At 71.8% G+C, this 17,108-nt stretch carries 16 protein-coding genes; 9 read left to right on the top strand and 7 right to left on the bottom strand.

The features are described 5' to 3' along the window. Nucleotides 1-295: 295 nt before the first annotated feature. The 5 genes from ACS5PV_RS21835 (at nt 296) to ACS5PV_RS21815 (ending at nt 2,579) form a co-directional block, all read left to right on the top strand. Entirely contained in the window at nt 296-727 is a 432-nt protein-coding gene (locus ACS5PV_RS21835) for a hypothetical protein (RefSeq protein WP_455397442.1), read from the top strand. 113 nt (nt 728-840) lie between these two features. Further along, the gene (locus ACS5PV_RS21830) at nt 841-1,098 is read left to right on the top strand and encodes a sulfurtransferase TusA family protein (protein ID WP_455397441.1); all 258 of its coding nucleotides are present in this window, start codon (nt 841-843) and stop codon (nt 1,096-1,098) included. Then, nucleotides 1,095-1,688 (top strand): NUDIX domain-containing protein, encoded by a 594-nt coding sequence (locus ACS5PV_RS21825; protein ID WP_455397440.1) that lies wholly within the window; start codon nt 1,095-1,097, stop codon nt 1,686-1,688. Before ACS5PV_RS21830 ends, ACS5PV_RS21825 begins: the two co-directional genes overlap by 4 nt. Nucleotides 1,689-1,864: 176 nt before the next feature. After that, nucleotides 1,865-2,158 (top strand): hypothetical protein, encoded by a 294-nt coding sequence (locus ACS5PV_RS21820; protein WP_455397439.1) that lies wholly within the window; start codon nt 1,865-1,867, stop codon nt 2,156-2,158. 265 nt (nt 2,159-2,423) lie between these two features. Beyond that, nucleotides 2,424-2,579: a hypothetical protein gene (locus tag ACS5PV_RS21815; protein WP_455397438.1), complete on the top strand. Its 156-nt coding sequence runs from the start codon at nt 2,424-2,426 to the stop codon at nt 2,577-2,579. Between the two features lie 556 nt (nt 2,580-3,135). Here the strand turns inward: ACS5PV_RS21815 and ACS5PV_RS21810 are convergent. Then, nucleotides 3,136-3,924: an enoyl-CoA hydratase/isomerase family protein gene (locus ACS5PV_RS21810; RefSeq protein WP_455397437.1), complete on the bottom strand. Its 789-nt coding sequence runs from the start codon at nt 3,922-3,924 to the stop codon at nt 3,136-3,138. Between the two features lie 122 nt (nt 3,925-4,046). On the opposite strand from ACS5PV_RS21810, the gene ACS5PV_RS21805 reads away from it, so the two are divergent. The 3 genes from ACS5PV_RS21805 (at nt 4,047) to ACS5PV_RS21795 (ending at nt 7,170) form a co-directional block, all read left to right on the top strand. Continuing rightward, on the top strand, nt 4,047-4,418 hold the full coding sequence (locus ACS5PV_RS21805) for a DUF3140 domain-containing protein (RefSeq protein WP_455397436.1): 372 nt from the start codon (nt 4,047-4,049) through the stop codon (nt 4,416-4,418). 382 nt (nt 4,419-4,800) lie between these two features. Beyond that, nucleotides 4,801-5,961, top strand: a complete 1,161-nt coding sequence (locus tag ACS5PV_RS21800) for a hypothetical protein (RefSeq protein WP_455397435.1) — start codon at nt 4,801-4,803, stop codon at nt 5,959-5,961. A gap of 81 nt (nt 5,962-6,042) precedes the next feature. Then, the gene (locus ACS5PV_RS21795) at nt 6,043-7,170 is read left to right on the top strand and encodes an FAD-binding domain-containing protein (protein ID WP_455397434.1); all 1,128 of its coding nucleotides are present in this window, start codon (nt 6,043-6,045) and stop codon (nt 7,168-7,170) included. A 225-nt stretch (nt 7,171-7,395) separates the two neighbouring features. Here ACS5PV_RS21795 and katG read toward each other — a convergent pair whose 3' ends face one another. From katG to ACS5PV_RS21765, 6 genes are all read right to left on the bottom strand, one after another. Beyond that, nucleotides 7,396-9,696, bottom strand: a complete 2,301-nt coding sequence (gene katG / locus ACS5PV_RS21790; protein ID WP_455397433.1) for a catalase/peroxidase HPI — start codon at nt 9,694-9,696, stop codon at nt 7,396-7,398. Between the two features lie 576 nt (nt 9,697-10,272). Beyond that, nucleotides 10,273-11,205 carry a glutathione S-transferase family protein gene (locus tag ACS5PV_RS21785; RefSeq protein ID WP_455397432.1) on the bottom strand — a complete coding sequence of 311 codons (933 nt, stop codon included), beginning with the start codon at nt 11,203-11,205 and terminating at the stop codon, nt 10,273-10,275. 30 nt (nt 11,206-11,235) lie between these two features. Next, nucleotides 11,236-11,652, bottom strand: a complete 417-nt coding sequence (locus ACS5PV_RS21780; RefSeq protein ID WP_455397431.1) for an ester cyclase — start codon at nt 11,650-11,652, stop codon at nt 11,236-11,238. A 193-nt stretch (nt 11,653-11,845) separates the two neighbouring features. Next, complete coding sequence (locus ACS5PV_RS21775; RefSeq protein ID WP_455397430.1) at nt 11,846-12,610, bottom strand: alpha/beta fold hydrolase; 765 nt, start codon at nt 12,608-12,610, stop codon at nt 11,846-11,848. Nucleotides 12,611-12,705: 95 nt separating this feature from the next. Further along, nucleotides 12,706-13,791 (bottom strand): CgeB family protein, encoded by a 1,086-nt coding sequence (locus ACS5PV_RS21770; protein WP_455397429.1) that lies wholly within the window; start codon nt 13,789-13,791, stop codon nt 12,706-12,708. Beyond that, complete coding sequence (locus tag ACS5PV_RS21765) at nt 13,788-14,882, bottom strand: CgeB family protein (protein ID WP_455397428.1); 1,095 nt, start codon at nt 14,880-14,882, stop codon at nt 13,788-13,790. The genes ACS5PV_RS21770 and ACS5PV_RS21765 overlap by 4 nt, the downstream gene beginning before the upstream one ends. A gap of 167 nt (nt 14,883-15,049) precedes the next feature. Here ACS5PV_RS21765 and ACS5PV_RS21760 point away from each other — a divergent pair, with 167 nt between their 5' ends. Beyond that, a complete protein-coding gene (locus ACS5PV_RS21760) occupies nt 15,050-16,990 on the top strand; it encodes an SDR family NAD(P)-dependent oxidoreductase (protein WP_455397427.1) in 1,941 nt (646 codons plus the stop codon). Nucleotides 16,991-17,108 lie beyond the last annotated feature (118 nt).

The raw sequence follows: 17,108 nt of genomic DNA, 5'->3' as shown, positions 1-17,108 counted from the left end.
TGGCAGGCTCCCCCTCGTTCCGGGCTCCGATGCATGGTCCCGGGACGAGCCGGAGGGGCTCGTCGCGCCGCGGCACATCGAACAGCCGGGGGAGCCGGCCACGCCTCCTCCACAGTCGAGCTGGTCACGCGAGCGGCGCCTTTGCGAACGCTCAAGCTTATCTCCCGCTACGCAAGCGTAGCCGCTACGGATTGACCGTCCGTCATTTCACTCCGAATCTTGGAACAGAGGCCGGTCCTTGGCCGTTCTTGAGGCCTACGGGGGCACGCACCCCATACGTTCGGAGAGATCAAGAATGTCTCGCATCACCACCCTCGCCCTCGCGGCCGGCGCCGCCGCTGCCCTGACCGCTGGGACCGTCGGGGCGCAGGCTGCGCCGCTGCCGGCCGCCACCTCGGCCGCGATCGCCGGCTCGGGCGCGACCGTCGACCAGGTGCGCTGGCGCGGTGGCGGCTATTACGGCGGGTACCGCGGCGGCTACCGCGGCTACGGCTACCGCCGCGGCATCGGCGCCGGCGGGGCGCTCGCGGCGGGCGCGGCGCTCGGCATCATCGGCGGCGCCATCGCGGCCGGCTCGGCCTCGTCCTACGGCTACGGCTACCCGGCCTACGGCGGCTACTACGGCGGCGGCTACGCTCCGGTCGGCGGCTACGGCTACGGCTACAGCTATCCGTCCTACGGCTACAGCTACCCGGCCTACGGCGGCTACTACGGCTACGGCTACTGATCGGCCGCACGGCCCGCAATGACGAGAGCCCGGCGCGGGGATGCCCGCGCCGGGCTTTCTCGTCTGCGCCGGATGTGCTCAACCGGAGGGCGACGGGCGACAGCCGAGCCGACATGCGACACCACGACCTCGACCTGCGCGGGCTCAAATGCCCCCTGCCGGTGCTGCGCACCGCCAAGGCCCTGCGCGGCCTCGCGCCGGGCGAGGGCCTGTCGGTGCGCTGCACCGACCCGATGGCCGCCATCGACATTCCCAACCTGCTGCGCGAGCGCGGCGACCATCTCGACCGGATGCTGCGCGACGACGGAATCCTGACCTTCGAGATCCGCCGCGGGGCAGCGCCCGACGTCGCCGAGGAGAGGACCGCGTGAGCCGAGACGAGACCCCGCCGCGCATTCTGGGTACCCGCACGGTCTACGAGGGCTGGGCGCGCTACCTCGTGGCCGAGGTGCAGATGCCCGACGGCACCCGGATCGGCCGCGAGGTCGAGGATCACGGGCCGGCGGTCGCGGTGCTGCCCTACGATCCCGAGCGCCGGGTCGCCCTGCTGGTGCGGCAGTTCCGCACGCCGCCCTGCTTCGTCGACGGCACGGCCTCGGTGCTGGAGGCCCCGGCGGGCCTGCGGGACGAGGACGATCCGGAGACCTGCGCCCGGCGCGAGGCTTTCGAGGAGGTGGGTCTGCGCCTGCCGGTGCTCGAACCCGTCGGCCGGGTCTGGCCGCTGCCGGGCCTCTCGACCGAGCGGATGGACCTCTTCCTCGCACCCTACCGAGCCTCGGACCGCGAGGGTGCCGGCGGCGGCCTCGCCGAGGAGCACGAGACGATCGAGGTGGTGGAGGTCGCGCTCGCCGACCTCGCCGCCATGGCGGACCGGGGCGAGGTCGTGGACATGAAGACGCTCTGCCTCCTTCAGACCCTGCGCCTGCGGCATCCCGACCTGTTCGCGACCCCCCCCGTTTGAAGGACGGTCTTGAAGGGAGAAGGCAGGCCCGTCACCCTCGTTCGGATCCTGAACGGACGGTGTACAAGCATCTTCGTTCACGGTTTCGTGATCGGGGCTAGCGTCTCGTTCAGCAGCTGTTAACTTTGGGCGGTTCCGATAGCCCTCCGTCGCAGGGGCCTCGACAGGAGACGCCGATGTTCAACATTGGACCCTTCCACCGCCCGACCGGCCAGCCCGCCGGTTGTTACAGCTCGCTCCTCCCGCTGGAGCCCGAGCCGCTGGATCTGGCGCCGGCCGCGCCGCACGCGCCCGCGGCGACCCCGAGCATGGCCCGCCACGCGGTCTCGATGCTGGTGCTGCTCTGCCTCACGCTCGCGGTCCATTCCGCCGTCGGCTGGTGGACGCTGCCCGGCAAGGCCCCGATCCTGGCGCCCTCCGCCCAGACCGCGCCGACGATCCACGTGTCGAGCGTCCGCTCGCCGTCCTGAACCTGATGTCCCGCAGGCTCTCCCTGCGGCGTTTCTCCTCGACATCCTGAGCCGGCCGTGCCGGATCCCGGGGCTGGCCGGCGCGTTGTCGGCTCGATACGAGGAGACGGCGCGGCGCCCTCCCTCGCCCGACTGTACTTTGGTCAAGATCGTGTCGAGAAGCCGGCGGTTTCGCGGTCACCCCTCTTGCGCGAATCCTCCGAATCGTTAACGTCACGTTCAAATCCAAGAAAATCAGTCGTGATTCGCGCAAGGGAGCCAGCGCATGTCCCAGGTCATTCGCGTCAAGCCCACCCAGGACGGCACCTACACGGTCTACCGCGGCACGCTCGTGCTCGTCAGCGGCCTGACCCGTGCGCAGGCCGAGAGCTACGAGGCCTCGCTCGCCCAGAACGAGCGCAAGGACCAGCCGATCCACTGACGGCCCGACGCGCCGCGAGCGGCGCGTCCCGAATCCGGTGCTCTCATGCCCCGGCCCGCGCCGACGACGCCACGCGCCGTCGGCCTCATTGTTTGATGGCGTCGCGTGTGTCGTAGACGTCGCCGAAGATACGAGCAGCGCGAGGCCGCGTCGGCGGCCCGTCGATCGATGGAAGTCTCGGCGCTGTTCCCAGGCTCAGAGCCTGTTCGATCGGTAGAGCTTTATTCCTCCTACACCGCCGTGACGCGTCATTCGATCGAAGATCGAGTGACCTTGAAGGAGGCGTCCAGAAGTCTCCGAGAGAACTGGAGGCCTCCATCGAGGCCAACCGATCACCGATCGGCCGGCACCTCACGATGGGCCGCGGGCGGGATAGCAAGGCTCTTCGCGGCGGCGTCCTCGCACGCCAAAAAGAGTGTCCATGGTAGCCGACGGCACGGAAGTCGGTGAGAGCCCGTTTGATTCTGCAAGAGCCGATCGAACAGGCTCTGGGTCAATGTCGCTCAAGCGGAGCGAATCAGAGCAAGTCCCAATCGTTTGCGCAGGCGATCACGCATCACCGCCCGCTCCACCGCGGCGGGCGCTTGCCGAGGAAGGCCTCCATCCCCTCGCGGAAATCCGCGCTCGTGTAGCATTGCAGGATCAGGTCGTCGCCGGTCTCGGATGGCGGTTCGTCGCGCACCCGGCGCAGGCCCTCCTTGGTGGCAGCGAGCGTCAGCGGCGCGTGGCCGGCGACGAGGCGGGCGAGGTCGGTCGCCCGCTCGGCGAGGGCGGCCGCATCCTCCACCACCTCGCTCACCAGGCCGATGCTGCGCGCCTCCTCGGCCTCGACCAGCCGGGCGGTGAAGATCATCTCCTTGACACGAGACGCGCCGACGAGGGCCGAGAGCCGGCGCAGGTTGCCGACCGAGAGGCAGTTGCCCAGGGTGCGGGCGATGGGGAAGCCGAACCGGGCGTCCCGCGTGGCAATGCGCAGGTCGCACGCGGCCGCGATGGCCGCGCCGCCGCCGGTGCAGGCCCCGGCGATCGCCGCGATGGTCGGGGTGCGGCAGCGTTCGAGCGCGCCGAGCACCCGGTCCATGAACCGTTCGTAGCCGAGCGCGTCCTCGGGCGTCGAGAAGGCGCGGAACTGCGCGATGTCGGTGCCGGCCGCGAAGGCGCGCCCGCCCGCCCCCTGGATCACCACCGCGCGGATCGCCGGATCGGCGTCGATCGCCTCGGCCAGGCCGTGCAGGCGCTCGTACATCGCGAAGGTCAGGGCGTTGCGCGCCTGCGGCCGGTTGAGGGTGATCCGGGCGATGCCCTCGGCATCGAGCTCGTAGAGCAGTTCGTCGGTGTTCGTCATGGCGATGCTCCGTGCGGGGGGCCCACGACCCTAGCGCCCGCCGCCCGCCCCGTCTGCCGGCAACGAACGCCGGGCCCCTCGCGGCGTTGATGCGCGACGTGACGGCCAACGGGAGACGACGCGTGAGCAAGCAGAGCGAATCGGACGACCGCGAGGAGACCTTCCAGGCCTTCCGCGAGGCGGTGAACATGGCGCCGGGCGAGCTGGAGAAGTGGCTCGACACCGAGGAGAGCCAATCGGTCGGCTGGAGCGACGGCGCCAAGAAGGAGAGCGCGAAGGGCGGCGAATCGGTCGGCCATCACCAGGGCCGCCGGATCGTCGAGATCAAGCACACGAAGAAGGCCGATCTCACCGACGACGACTACGCCGACATGCGCAAGGTCGCAGCCTACGTGAAGCGCCACCTCGCGCAAGGAGGGCCGAAGGAGGACGCCAAGACCTCGCGCTGGCGCTACTCCCTCATGAACTGGGGCCACGATCCGCTCAAAGATTGAGGCAATTCCGCCGCCGCGACACGGTGGCGCGGGCCTGAGCGCAAGTTTCTCCCGCGCCGCCTCCCTCTTGAGAACTGTTTCCACGCCCGGACCCATTGGCGAAACGAACCATGCTCCGGCCCCAGTTCGGCCCGGATCTTGCTGACCCTTGTCCATACCTCGACGTCTTCGCATCGCCCCGGCGATGTGGCTGAGTGGGGTCCAGGACAAAGGGCAAAAGCCCGGCCAGGCATGGGGGACCGGAATGAGGGGAGCGGGTGTGCGGCGAGGCCGCGCAAGCGTGCGAACTTGGGCGGGAACTTGGGCTGGAACTTGGGCTGGAACTTGGGCTCGAACCTGGGCCGGCGCCGGCGTCGTCGCGGCGTGCCTCGGGCTCGCCGGAATGGCTGGCGCCCTGACCCCGGCCTTCGGGGGCCTGTCGCGCAACCTCGAGGCGGTCCTCGACACGAGCCCCGACGGGCCGCCGGCCCGCGTCACCCTCGGCCCGGGCGGGCGCGACGTGCGGCTGTGGGGCGACCTCAACGACGGCACCGCCGAGCGCCTGCGCCGCCTGCTCGACGCGAATCCGGGCGTGACGCGGCTGCACCTGACCAGCGACGGCGGCCTCGTCGACGAGGGGGCGGCGATCGGCGAACTCGTCGCCGCGCGGGGTTTGTCCACCTACGTGCCGGATTACTGCGTCTCGGCCTGCACCCTCGCCTTCGTGCGCGGGCGCGAGCGGCTGATCGTGGCCGACAGCCGCCTCGGCTTCCACGCCCCCTACGAGCCCGGGCTGTTCGGGCAGATGATCGCGGTCGATGCCGGCGACGAGCGCGGCCTCTACCTCGCCGCGGGCCTGGAGCCCGCCTTCGTCGCGCAGGCCCTCGCCACGCCCTCGCGCGACGTCTGGATTCCCGATCCGGCCCGCCTGCGCGCCGCCGGGGTCGTCACCGGGCTGGTCGGGCCGGGCGACCTGCCGGATTCGACCCTCGACGACGACGATTCGCCGGGCGGTGCCCGGGCGGCGGTGCTGCGCGCCGTCGACCTCCTCGCCGCCTTCGCGGGCCCCCGGCCGGGCGTGCTCGACGGCATCGCTGCCCGCTACCGCGACTCCTACCGGCAGGGGCGCAGCGAGAGCGACGGGCTCGACCTGATCCGGGCCGAGGCTCTGGGGGCTTTGCGCGCGGCCTTCGCGGGAGCCGACGACGCGACCCTCGCGGCCCTCGGCCGGCTCGTCCTCGACGCGATGGCGGCGAGCGCGGGCGAGGAGAGCTGCCGCGCGATCGGCCGGGACGGCGACCTGCTCGCTGCCGCCGAGGCGTTGCCGGGCCGCCGGGGCGGCGTCGCGCGGATGCGCGCCCTCCTCGACCGGGCGCTCGCCGGGCCGGCACCGCTGGCACCCGTCGCGACGGCGCCGCCGCCCTCCCCTGCCGGCGACTGCGCCGACCTGCGCCACCGCCTCGCCGGGGTCCTTGCCCGCGGCGACGCCCTGCGGCTGCGCGAGGCCCTGCTCGGCCGCAGCGCCCGGCGCCTGGAGGCCTCGGCCCTGCCGGGGGAGCCGTAAGCGCCGCGACCGATCGGCTCAGGGCCCGGACGAGGCCGTCGTCGCCGCTGCCCCCGCGCGCGGCCGGCCTAGATCCGGGTCATGCCCGACTTCCCCTCCCTGACCCGCGCCGCCGGCCTCGACGCGCTCGCCGCCTTCCTGGCCGGCCCCGGCGCGGACTACGCCGCCGCCCGCAACACCGACCGCGGCCGGGATGCGCCGACGACCTCGGCGCTGTCGCCCTATCTCCGCCGCCGGCTCGTCACCGAGGAGGAGGTCGCCCAGGCAGCCCGACGGGCCTTCGGCGAGCGCGGCGCGGAGAAGTTCGTGTCGGAAGTCTTCTGGCGCACCTACTTCAAGGGCCATCTCGAGACCCATCCCGAGGTGTGGGCGCGCTACCCCGCCGGGCGCGACGCAGGGAACGCGCGGCTTTCCGCCGAGCCCGGCCTGCGCCGGACCTACGAGCGGGCAATCGGCGGGCGGACCGGGATCGACGGCTTAGACGATTGGGCGTTGCAGCTCGTCGAGGAGAACTGGCTGCACAATCACGCCCGGATGTGGTTCGCCTCGATCTGGATCTTCACCTTAGGCCTGCCCTGGGAGCTCGGCGCGGCGTTCTTCCTGCGTCACCTCCTCGACGGCGACCCGGCGAGCAACACCCTGTCCTGGCGCTGGGTCGCGGGGCTGCACACCCGGGGCAAGCATTACGTCGCGCGGCGCGACAACATCCGCGACTTCACGGACGGGCGCCACGATCCCTCCGGCCTGAACGAGGGGGCCGCGTCCCTGGAGGAGGAGACGCCGCCCCGGGAGGTGCCGCTGGCACCGGCCGATTCCGTCCCCGACGGCCCGGTCGCCCTGCTCCTCCACCTCGACGACCTCAGCCCGGAGAGCCTGTCCCTCGGCGGGGCCCGGGTGACGCGAGTGGGCGGCCTCGTCGCCTCGGCGGAGGAGGCGGCGGAGCCGGTGCGCGCCGCGGATGCGGCGGCGATGGCGGACGCGCTGGAGCGGGCCGCCGCGCATTTCGGCTGCCCGGCCGGGCCGGTGCGGGAGGGTTGGGCGGGCGATCTGCCGGTGGTGACGGCGTGGGCGCCGGTGGGGCCGTCGGCCGACGCCCTGCCGCCGGGCTGCCATCGCGTCCGCCGGGACTGGGACGAGCGGGCCTGGCCCCTGTCGAACCGGGGTTACTCGCGGTTGCGCGGGGCGATTCCGAAGATGATGGGGGGTTGAGGGCGCGATTTTACTCGCGCATGCCGACATCAAGATCACCAGGGACCGGCCTGACCTCGCCAATTGGTATGAACACCCTTCGCGTCATCCCGGGGCCGCGAGAGCGGAGCCCAGTATGACATCGAGAGCTTCAATCCCAGGAGCGGGTCCGACCAGGCCTTGCAAGTCGCAGCGTTCCCTCTCCCGTAGGAGAGGGAACGTCTTTCAGCAGATGCAGCGCCGCGTCTACGCCGCCTTGGTCATCCCCGCCTCGTTGCGCTTCACGTCGTAGCGGTCGAGCATCATCAGCTTGTGCCAGACCTTGACGAAGTCGTGCACGAACCGCTCCTGCCCGTCGTGGCCGGCATAGATCTCGGCGACCGCCCGGAGCTGCGCGTTCGATCCGAAGATCAGGTCGCAGCGCGTCGCCGTGAACTTGGTCTCGCCGGTCTGGCGGTCGTCGAGGGTGAAGGCGAGGCCGGCCGCGTCCGTCTTCTTCCACTCGTAGTCCATGCTGGTGAGCACGGTGAAGAAGTCGTTGGTCAAGGTGCCGACGCGGTCGGTGAAGACGCCGTGGCGTCCGCCGTCATGGTTCAGGTTGAGCGCCCGCACGCCCCCGGTCAGCGCCACCCATTCGGGCGCCGTGAGCGCCAGCAGGTTGGCCCGGTCGAGGAAGACCTGCTCGGGGGCGACGCGGCCTTGGGTGATCTCGGCGAAGGACGGGTCGACGTAGTTGCGGAAGCCGTCGACGACGGGCTTCAACCACTCGAAGCTCTCCTCGTCGGTGAGCTCCGGCGTCGTGTCCATCCGGCCGGGGACGAAGGGCACCGTCACGGACGTACCGGCGTCCTTCGCCGCCTGCTCGACCGCGGCGCAGCCGGCGAGCACGATCAGGTCGGCCAGCGACACCTTCTTGCCCCCGGCGGCCTTGCCGTTGAAGCCCGCCATGATGCCGCGCAGGGCCTCGATCACCGGCAGGGTGCGCCGGTTGACGGCCCAGCCCGATTGCGGGGCGAGCGCCAGCCGCGCGCCGTTGGCGCCGCCGCGCTTGTCGCTGTTGCGGTAGGTCGAGACCGACGAGAACGCCGTGAAGGCGAGGTCGGAGACCGACAGGCCGCTGCCCAGGATCTCCGCCTTCAGGGCGGCGATGTCGGCTTCGTCCACCAGCGGGTGGTCGACCGGCGGGATCGGGTCCTGCCAGAGCAGGTCGTCCTCGATCTTGGTCTCCGGCCCGACGTAGCGCTCCTTCGGGCCCATGTCGCGGTGGGTGAGCTTGTACCACGCCTTGGAGAATTGCAGCGTGAAGTAGTCGAAGTCCGACAGGAACTTCTCGCAGATCGCGCGGTAGACCGGATCGGTCTTGAGCGCGATGTCGCTCGTCATCATCATCAGCGGGTGGGACTGGCCCGGGAGGTGGGCGTCGGGCGTCTTCGGCGCGTCAGGGTCGACCGGCTCCCATTGCAGGGCGCCGGCGGGGCTGCGGGTCTGCTTCCACTCGAACTTGAACAGGTTCTCGAGGTAGCTGTTGTCCCAGGTCGTCGGATCCTGCGTCCACGAGCCTTCGATGCCGTTGGTCATCGTGTGCTCGGCCGCGCCCGAGCCCTCCGGGTTGTGCCAGCCGAGGCCCATCGCCTCGATCGGGGCGATCTCCGGCGGCGGGCCGATCCGGTCGGCCTTGACCATGCCGTGGCTCTTGCCGAAGGCGTGGCCGCCGGCGATCAGCGCCACCGTCTCCTCGTCGTTCATCGCCATGCGGGTGAAGGTGACCCGGATGTCGCGGGCCGAGCCCATCGGATCGCCGTTGGCGTAGGGCCCTTCCGGGTTGACGTAGATCAGCGACTGGTGCGATGCGGCGAGCGGGTTCTCGAGGTCGTACTCCGCCTCGCCGTTCTTGCCCCGCCAGCGCTTGTCGCGGTTCACCATCTCGTCGAACGACTTGACGTTGGTCGGGTCCCACAGCTCCGGGCCCCAGTAGGTCGCGTTGTCGGCTTCCCAGGCATCCTCGCGGCCGCCGGCGAAGCCGTAGGTCGGGAAGTTCATGATCTCGAGGGCGACGTTGCCGGTCAGCACCATCAGGTCGGCCCAGGACAGGGCGCTGCCGTACTTCTGCTTGATCGGCCAGAGCAGGCGGCGGGACTTGTCGGTGTTGCCGTTGTCCCACCAGCTGCTGATCGGGGCGAAGCGCTGCAGGCCCTGGCCGGCGCCGCCGCGCCCGTCGGCGATGCGGTAGGTGCCGGCGGAGTGCCAGGCCATGCGGATCATCTGCGGGCCGTAATTGCCGTAATCGGACGGCCACCACGACACCGAGCTCGTCAGGAACTGCTTGATGTCGCTCTTCAGCGCCTCGTAGTCGAGCGACGCGAAGGCCGCACGGTAATCGAACTCGGCCCCGAGCGGGTTCGCCTGCGGGCCGTTCTGGTGCAGCGTCTCGACGCGCAGGCGGTCGGGGTACCAGTTCTCGAGGGTCGGCGGGGTGGCCTGCGCACCGCCGACGCGGTCGCCGCCGAAGGGGCACTTGCCCGACAGGACGTCTTTATAGGTTTCCACGTCGTCGATCCTCCTGTGCCGATCGCGCGCCGCGATCGTGATGGGCAAGCATCCGCCGTCCGGCCGCGCGAGGCGCGCCGCTCAGGCAGCATTCATCGATCCGGATTGATGCACTATACTCGTGCTGGGTATATGGATGAGGCGGCGACCTCCGGCTGTGGACGGATCGATCCACGACGGCGACTTGGACGAGCGACCCTTCATCCCGAACTCGACACGATCATACGGTGCGCCGACGCAGATAGGCGCCGCTTCCGCTGCGGCCACTAAATTCGCGTTCACCGCGTCACGGGGTCTCGGGGGGCGGGCGCGCCGGCCCGGAGGTCGGAAACCGCAAGTCGGGAAGGCCTGTCAGCCTAGCTCAGACGATCGCGACACCCGCCCTGTCAGTCCGGGGCCGCGTAGCGTAACCCGAAATCCAGAACCGCCGAACGCTCAGGACAAAGCGGATCACGTCCCGCTCCGACCTCGACGTGCTGCGTGCCTGGATTCCGGGCTCCGCTGCGCGGCCCCGGAATGACAGGGAGGGCTCCGGTCTGGCCTAATCAACCGGGTCGTTGATCGACCCGGAACCGTTCAGCCCTTCGCCACCACGAACCCCGCCCGCGGGAAGTGCAGGTGCAACGCCCCGACCTGCGGGTCGTCGCGGCGGATGACGATCCCGCCCGCGTCCACGGCGACGAGCCGGCCCTCGACCGGCACCCGGGCGAAGTCGTCCGGCGTCACCGTCACGCGATCGCCCGGGGCCGCCGCGACGAGGTCGGGCACCGCGTTGACCGCCTCGACCGGGGCGGGCTCGGCGGCGCGCGCCGCCTCCAGGGCCGCCTCGGCGCTCGTCTCCCGCCGCCGGCCGTGGCCGAGGCCGGCGACCCGCGCGATCCAGGCGTGGAGGGGTTCGAGCCCGAGCAAGCGGTCGACCGACGCGGCCCGCTCGCCGCCGCGCATCAGCCAGAGCAGGTGGTAATGCGCCAGGTCCGCCGCCCCGGCCTCCTCCCCGGCGAGGAAGCGGCGGCCGTCCGCCAGCGCCTGCGTGAGCCAGGAGGTCCAGGCCGCGACCCGCTGGGCGTTGCGGGCGAAGTCCGGCTCCATCGCGGCGTGGCTGATGTCGACGTAGAGGTAGTCGTCCTTGCGGTCGCGCAAAAAGGCCTCCGGTAGGTCGCCGGCGAAGTGCACCGTGATGCCGATGACGGCGAGCCACAGGTCCCGTTCGAGGCCGTAGGTGAGGGCTTCCGTCAGCGCCGGCCCGAGGGCCGGATACAGGCTGGGTTCGGGTTGCAGCCGCTCCAGCGCCGGCAGGATCGCGTGGGTGTCGCAGTAGATGTCGGCGCCGACCTGCAGCACCGGGATGCGCCGGTAGCCGCCGGCGAGCGGATCGAGGAGCGGGCGCGGCGGCATCATCGCGACGTCGACCGAGCCCCAGTCGAGCCCTTTCAGCCCGAGGGCGAGGCGGACCTTCTCGGCGTAGGGCGAGAAGGCGTAGTGGTGCAGGATGATCTGGGGGGCGGACATGCTGGGCTCTCCCGGTGCGATGTGAGTGGGTCAGGCCGGGAGGGCGCCGACCTGCTTCAGCAGGCCGAGATTGTCGAGGAGCGCCCAGTGCTCGACGAGGCACCCGTCGACGATGCGGAAGAGGTCCATCACCGCGATGTCGATGCTCCTGCCGCTGGGCTTGAGCCCCATCAGGTCGCCGGTGTGGCGGCCCTGGAAGCGCAGGCGGACCAGGACCCGGTCGCCCTCGGCGATCACGTCCTCGATCGGCAGCTTCATCTCGGTGACGCCGCCATGCAGCACCTCGCCGAGCCGGGCCACGCCCTCGGGGCCGCGCACCGCGAAGTCCAGGCCGGGATCGTGGCGCACGAACCCGGGCGCGACGTGCCGCTGCCACCACGCCTCGTCGCGTTCGAGGAAGGCGGTGAAGTAGGCGCGCGCGAGGTCCTTGTTGGCGTCGGTCGACATGGCGTCCTCCCTGGAGGCGCGCTCCCTCTTCCGGGATGCGCGGTTGACATGATTTATTTGCGCACGACCGATTGTTTGGCAATCCGGTCCGGCGTGATGCGGAGGTATCGGGGCGCGGCGCGAGCCTTCTCCCCTCTCCGCGGGCGCAGGGCTGTCCGGCGAGAGCACGGATCGCCCGCGGCCCGGCCGATGGTCAGGGCCGGCTGTCCAGGAACTCCAGCACGCCGGCCTTGTGCACCTTGTCGCCGACCGCGAGGTTGTGGTCGCGGTTGGGGATGTCGAGGGCCTTGGCCTCCGGGATCAGGTCGGCGAGCGCCGGGCCTGAGCCCGCCACGGTGTCGGTGGTGCCGACCGCCACCAGGACCGGGACCTCGATCTGCGCGACTTCCGCCCGCGACAGGGTCTGGCGCGAGCCGCGCATGCAGGCGGCGAGCGCCTTGAGGTCGCTGCCGGTCGATTCGGCGAAGACCCGGAACATCCGCGCCGTCGGCTCGGTGACGGCGTCGCGGGACGGGGCCTCCATCGCCTCCGAGATGCCGGCGGGCAGCCCCCTGCCCTCGACGAGGTGGATGCCCAATCCTCCGAGCAGGGCCGAGCGGACGCGGTCGGGATGGGCGAGCGCCAGGAAGGCGGTGATCCGCGCGCCCATCGAGTAGCCCATCACGTCGGCGCGGGGGATCCCCAGGTGGTCGAGGAGCCGGCGGGCATCCTCGGCCATCAGGTCGGAGCCGTAGGCCTCCGGGTCGTAGAGCTTGCCGCTGCGGCCGTGGCCGCGGTTGTCGAGGGCGATCACCCGTCGCCCGGCCGAGGTCAGGCTGCGCACCCAGGAGGTGTTGACCCAGTTGACGAGGTGGTTCGAGGCGAAGCCGTGGATCAGCAGGATCGGCTCGGCCGCGCCCTCCTTGGGAGGAACGTCGATATAGGCGATCGAGACGCCGTCCGAGTCGAAGGTCTGCATGGCAAGGGGCTCCCGCGCGAGGCTGGGGCCGGCTTACCCCAGGGCCGGGCGGCGCCGCAACGCGCGGGAGGGATTCGCCCGAGGACCGGCGCGGGTCAGCCTCCCGCCCCCGCCTCGCGCAGGGCGGCCTCGAGTTCCGCCGCCCGGCAGGCGGCGGTGTGGCGGGCGAGCACCCGGGCCCGGGCTGCCTCGGCCTGGGCCGTCCGGGCGGCCTCGTCCCGTCCTTCCAGGATCCCCAGCACCGCTTCTGGGCCCTCCGCCACCAGTATCTCGCGGCCGGGGGTGAGCACGGTGTCGAGCCCGTCCCAGGAATCCGAGATCAGCGGCGTGCCGCAGGCGGCGGCCTCGAACAGGCGCACGCTCGGGCTGTAGCCGGCGGCGATCATGTCGGCGCGGGTGACGTTCAGGGTGTAGCGGCTGGCGGCGTAGAAGGCCGGGTGGTCGGCCGGCGCGACGTGGTCGAGGCGCGCGACGTTGTCCGGCCAGTCGATCCCGTCCGGGTATTGCGGCCCGGCGACCGCGAAGGCGAGGTGCGGCGCCCGGCGGGCCGGTTCGATCAGGAGCCGCTCCAGGGTCGGCTGCCGGTCGCGGCTGTAGGTGCCGAGATAGCTGAGGTCGTAGCGCAAGGGCGCCGGCACCGGGGCGTAGCGCTCCGGATCGACCGAGCAGTACAGCGCGCGGGCCATCGGGGCGCCGTGCTCGCGCTCCAGCCGCGCGAGCGTCGGGCCGCCGGTGAAGGAGAGGTAGAGGTCGTAGGCGCGGATCAGTTCCGGCGTCAGGTACTCGTGGTCGCCGCGGGCGAGCTTGGCCAGGGTCACCGGGGTGTCGATGTCGTAGAAGGCCGCGACATGGCCCGCCCGGTGGGCGGCTCGGATCGCCATCTGCCCGACCGCGACGCCGTCCGGCACGTAGGAGCCGACCATCACGGCGTCGGCCGCCTCGAGCCGCGGCGTCAGGTCGGCGAGCGCGGAGAGGTCGCGGTAGAGCACGAGGTCGCAATAGCCCGGATCGGCGAGGTCGCGGTGGGCGGCGTACCAGGGCACGTCGCGCTCCAGGAAGGTGACCCGGTGGCCGCGGGCGGCGAAGGCGCCGAGCAGCGCCCGGTAGGTGGTGGCGTGGCCGTTGCCCCAGGACGAGGACAGGCTGAGGCCCAAGACCACGAGGTCGAGGGGCCGGCTCACGCGAGCGCCCCCCGGCGGGCGGCGAGGGCCTGCCGCAGCAGGCGATCGACCTCGGCGCCCCGGCGCGCGTAGGTGTGCTCGGACAGGATGCGTCGGCGCGCCGCCGCGCCGATCGCCCGCGCCCGCTCCTCCGTCAGCGCCTCGACATGGGCGGCGACGTCGCCTCCGTCGCGGGCGACCAGCACCTCGCTTCCCTCGGCGAGGAACATCTCGAGGCCGGTCCAGGCGTCGGTGATGAGGCAGGCGCCGGCGCCGGCGGCCTCGAACACCCGGGTCGCCGGCGACCAGCCGGTGGCCGCCATCGAGTCGCGGGCGATGTTGAGCACGGCGCGGGGCGAGGTGTTGAAGGCGTTGTGGTCGGCGGTCGGCACGTGGCCGACGCGGCGCACGTTGTCGGGCAGTGCCCGCCACTCCCAGCCGTTGCCGCCGATGAGGAAGCGCCGCTGGGCCAGGCTCGCGGCGGGGTTCAGGAAGAACTCCTCGACCCGCGCCTCGCGGTCCGGCAGCCGGTTGCCCAGGAAGGCGAGGTCGGCGGCGAACCGCGGTTCCGCCGGCACCGGGTGGTGGGTGTCGGGATCGAGCGCGTTGTAGATCGGCACGCAGGCCCTGGCCCCGAAGCCGCGATACGCCTCGACCACCGGCGGCCCGCCGCCGTAGGTCAGCACGAGATCGAGATCGGGCAGGACCCGCCGCATCGGGTGGTCGGGGGCGGCGCCGATCTCGGCGAGCGTCGCCGGCGCGTCGACGTCCCAGAACAGCCGCACCGCGTCCGGCCGGGCCGTCCGCGCCAGCTCGACGAGCAGGAGGTCGTCGAAGACGCCAACGCCGGAGGCCTTGACCACCACGTCGGCCTTGGCCGCCTCGGCGATCACCGCCCGCGCCGCCGTGTCGGTAGCGGGGTAGACGACCGAGCGCGCCCAGTCCGGCGGGTCGATGTCGCGGTGCTGCTGGCGCTCGAAGGCGTCGGGCTCGTAGAAGGTCGTGTGCCAGCCCCGGCCGGCGAGGTCGCGGATCAGGCCGCGATAGTAGGTGGCGGCGCCGTTCCAGTAGGCGGAGAGCAGGCTGGAGCCGTAGAAGGCGAGGCTGGGCATGCGGCGCGGGGATCTCCCTCTTGCGCATCGCGCACCCGCGATGCTCCCTGTCTGTATGCCCAGATGGCGGAGCGGCGGCGTTTGGCAAATCCCGCCGGGCGAGAAACCGGGGCGACCGCCCGCGTTGACACCGCGGAAGCCCCGGCCGATACCGCGCCCGGCTCCCGATGCGCAGACAGATCCTCAAGACCGCGACGATCATCGTCCACGACCTCGTGGCGACGGCCCTCGCCGTGCTCCTCACCTTCGTGATCCGGTTCGACGGGCCTCTGCTCGCCGAACGGCTCGCCCACCTGCCGGTGCTGCTGCCGCCCTTCGTGGCCTGCGCCGGCCTGGTCTACCGTGCCTTCGGGCTCTACCGGACCAAGTGGCGCTTCGCCTCGCTGCCGGATCTGGCCAACATCGTGCGCGCCGTGGCCGTGCTCACGCTGCTGCTGCTGGTGCTCGACTACGTGCTGGTCTCGCCGGTCGCGTTCGGCATCTACTTCTTCGGCAAGATCGCCATCGGGCTGTATTTCGTCCTCCAGGTCTTCCTGCTCGGGGGCCCGAGGCTGGCGTTCCGCTACCTGAAGTACAGCCGCTCGCGCCAGAGCGCGGCGCGTGGTGCCAGCACGCCGACCCTGCTGATCGGGCGCGGCCACGACATCGAGGTGGTGCTGCGCGCCATCGAATCGGGCGCGGTGCGCAAGCTCGACCCGAAGGGCATCCTCTCGCCCCGCGCCGAGGAGCAGGGCCAGACCATGCGCGGCGTGAAGGTGCTGGGATCCGTCTCCGACCTCGACGAGGTGGTGGCGGCCCTGGGCGCCCGCGGCGTTCCGATCCGCCGCCTCGTCGCGACCCCGAGCGCGCTCGCGCCCGAGGCCGAGCCCGAGGCGCTGATCGCGCGGGCGCGCCGCCTCGGCCTGCCGCTCGCCCGCGTCACGAGCTTGGGGGACGCCGGCCGCGGGGCGGAGCTCGCCCCGATCGAGATCGAGGACCTGCTGCTGCGCCCGACGGTCGCCATCGACCGGCCGCGGCTGGAGCACTTCCTCACCGGGCAGCGGGTGGTGGTCACCGGCGGCGGCGGCTCGATCGGCTCGGAGATCTGCGCGCGGGCGATCGCCTTCGGGGCGAGCGCCGTCCTGGTGCTGGAGAGTTCCGAGCCCGCCCTGCACGGGGTGCTCAGCCGCCCCGGGCTCTCCGGCCAGGAGGGGGTGAGCGGCGTCATCGCCGACATCCGCGACCGCGACCGGATGATCCGGGTGCTCAAGGACTTCCGGCCCGACTACGTCTTCCACGCCGCGGCGCTGAAGCAGGTGCCCTACCTGGAGCGGGACTGGAGCGAGGGCATCAAGACCAACGTCTTCGGCTCGGTCAACGTCGCCGACGCGACGCTGGCGGCCGGCGCCAAGGCCTTGGTGATGATCTCGACCGACAAGGCGATCGAGCCGGTGTCGCAGCTCGGCGTCACCAAGCGCTTCGCCGAGATGTACGCCCAGGCCCTCGATGCCGGCCGCAGGCCGGAGGAGACCCGCCTCGTCGCGGTGCGCTTCGGCAACGTGCTCGGCTCGGTCGGCTCGGTGGTGCCGGTGTTCAAGGCGCAGATCGCCCGCGGCGGTCCCGTTACGCTCACCCACCCCGACATGGTGCGCTACTTCATGACCGTGCGCGAGGCCGCCGACCTCGTGCTCACCGCCGCCTCCCACGCCGACCGCGAGGCCCGCGCCGCGGGCGCCGGCGACCAGCGCGCCGCCGTCTACGTGCTCAAGATGGGCCAGCCCGTGCGCATCCGCGACCTCGCCGAGCGGATGATTCGCCTGGCCGGCTTCGAGCCCGGCGAGGACATCGACGTCGTCGTCACCGGCGCCCGCCCGGGCGAGCGCCTGAACGAGATCCTGTTCGCCCGCGACGAGCCGATGGTGAACCTGGAGGGCATCGACGGGGTGATGGCGGCAAAGCCGATCTTCGCCGACCGCGCCCAGCTCGCCGCCTGGCTCGACCGCCTGGCGGCGGCGGTGGCGGCCGACGACCGGGCGGCGGCGGACCGGGTGTTCGGCGAGGCGATCCCGGACTTCCTGCACCGGGCCGGCCACGCGGACGAAGCCGCGTCCCTCTCCCGCGCGGGCTAGAGCATTGTCCGACGAAGCGGGCACCGGTTCGTCGAAGAAAAGGCGGCAAAACAGAGACTTGGAGAGCTTCGCGATTGCTGTGCGGTCGTGAGCGACGCTGCGCCCCTTCCGCTTGATC

It is taken from the genome of Methylobacterium sp. Gmos1, from assembly GCF_053764715.1.
The sequence above is the reverse complement of the archived record's forward strand: the minus strand, read 5'-3'. Positions and strand labels throughout refer to the sequence as shown.

Coding starts and splice junctions, on each gene's coding strand:
- ACS5PV_RS21795 (WP_455397434.1), top strand. CDS start 6,043: ATGCCCGACTTCCCCTCCCTGACCCGCGCCGCCGGCCTCGACGCGCTC.
- ACS5PV_RS21775 (WP_455397430.1), bottom strand. CDS start 12,610: ATGCAGACCTTCGACTCGGACGGCGTCTCGATCGCCTATATCGACGTT.
- ACS5PV_RS21780 (WP_455397431.1), bottom strand. CDS start 11,652: ATGTCGACCGACGCCAACAAGGACCTCGCGCGCGCCTACTTCACCGCC.
- ACS5PV_RS21765 (WP_455397428.1), bottom strand. CDS start 14,882: ATGCCCAGCCTCGCCTTCTACGGCTCCAGCCTGCTCTCCGCCTACTGG.
- ACS5PV_RS21810 (WP_455397437.1), bottom strand. CDS start 3,924: ATGACGAACACCGACGAACTGCTCTACGAGCTCGATGCCGAGGGCATC.
- ACS5PV_RS21820 (WP_455397439.1), top strand. CDS start 1,865: ATGTTCAACATTGGACCCTTCCACCGCCCGACCGGCCAGCCCGCCGGT.
- ACS5PV_RS21835 (WP_455397442.1), top strand. CDS start 296: ATGTCTCGCATCACCACCCTCGCCCTCGCGGCCGGCGCCGCCGCTGCC.
- ACS5PV_RS21785 (WP_455397432.1), bottom strand. CDS start 11,205: ATGTCCGCCCCCCAGATCATCCTGCACCACTACGCCTTCTCGCCCTAC.
- ACS5PV_RS21830 (WP_455397441.1), top strand. CDS start 841: ATGCGACACCACGACCTCGACCTGCGCGGGCTCAAATGCCCCCTGCCG.
- ACS5PV_RS21760 (WP_455397427.1), top strand. CDS start 15,050: ATGCGCAGACAGATCCTCAAGACCGCGACGATCATCGTCCACGACCTC.
- ACS5PV_RS21815 (WP_455397438.1), top strand. CDS start 2,424: ATGTCCCAGGTCATTCGCGTCAAGCCCACCCAGGACGGCACCTACACG.
- ACS5PV_RS21800 (WP_455397435.1), top strand. CDS start 4,801: ATGGCTGGCGCCCTGACCCCGGCCTTCGGGGGCCTGTCGCGCAACCTC.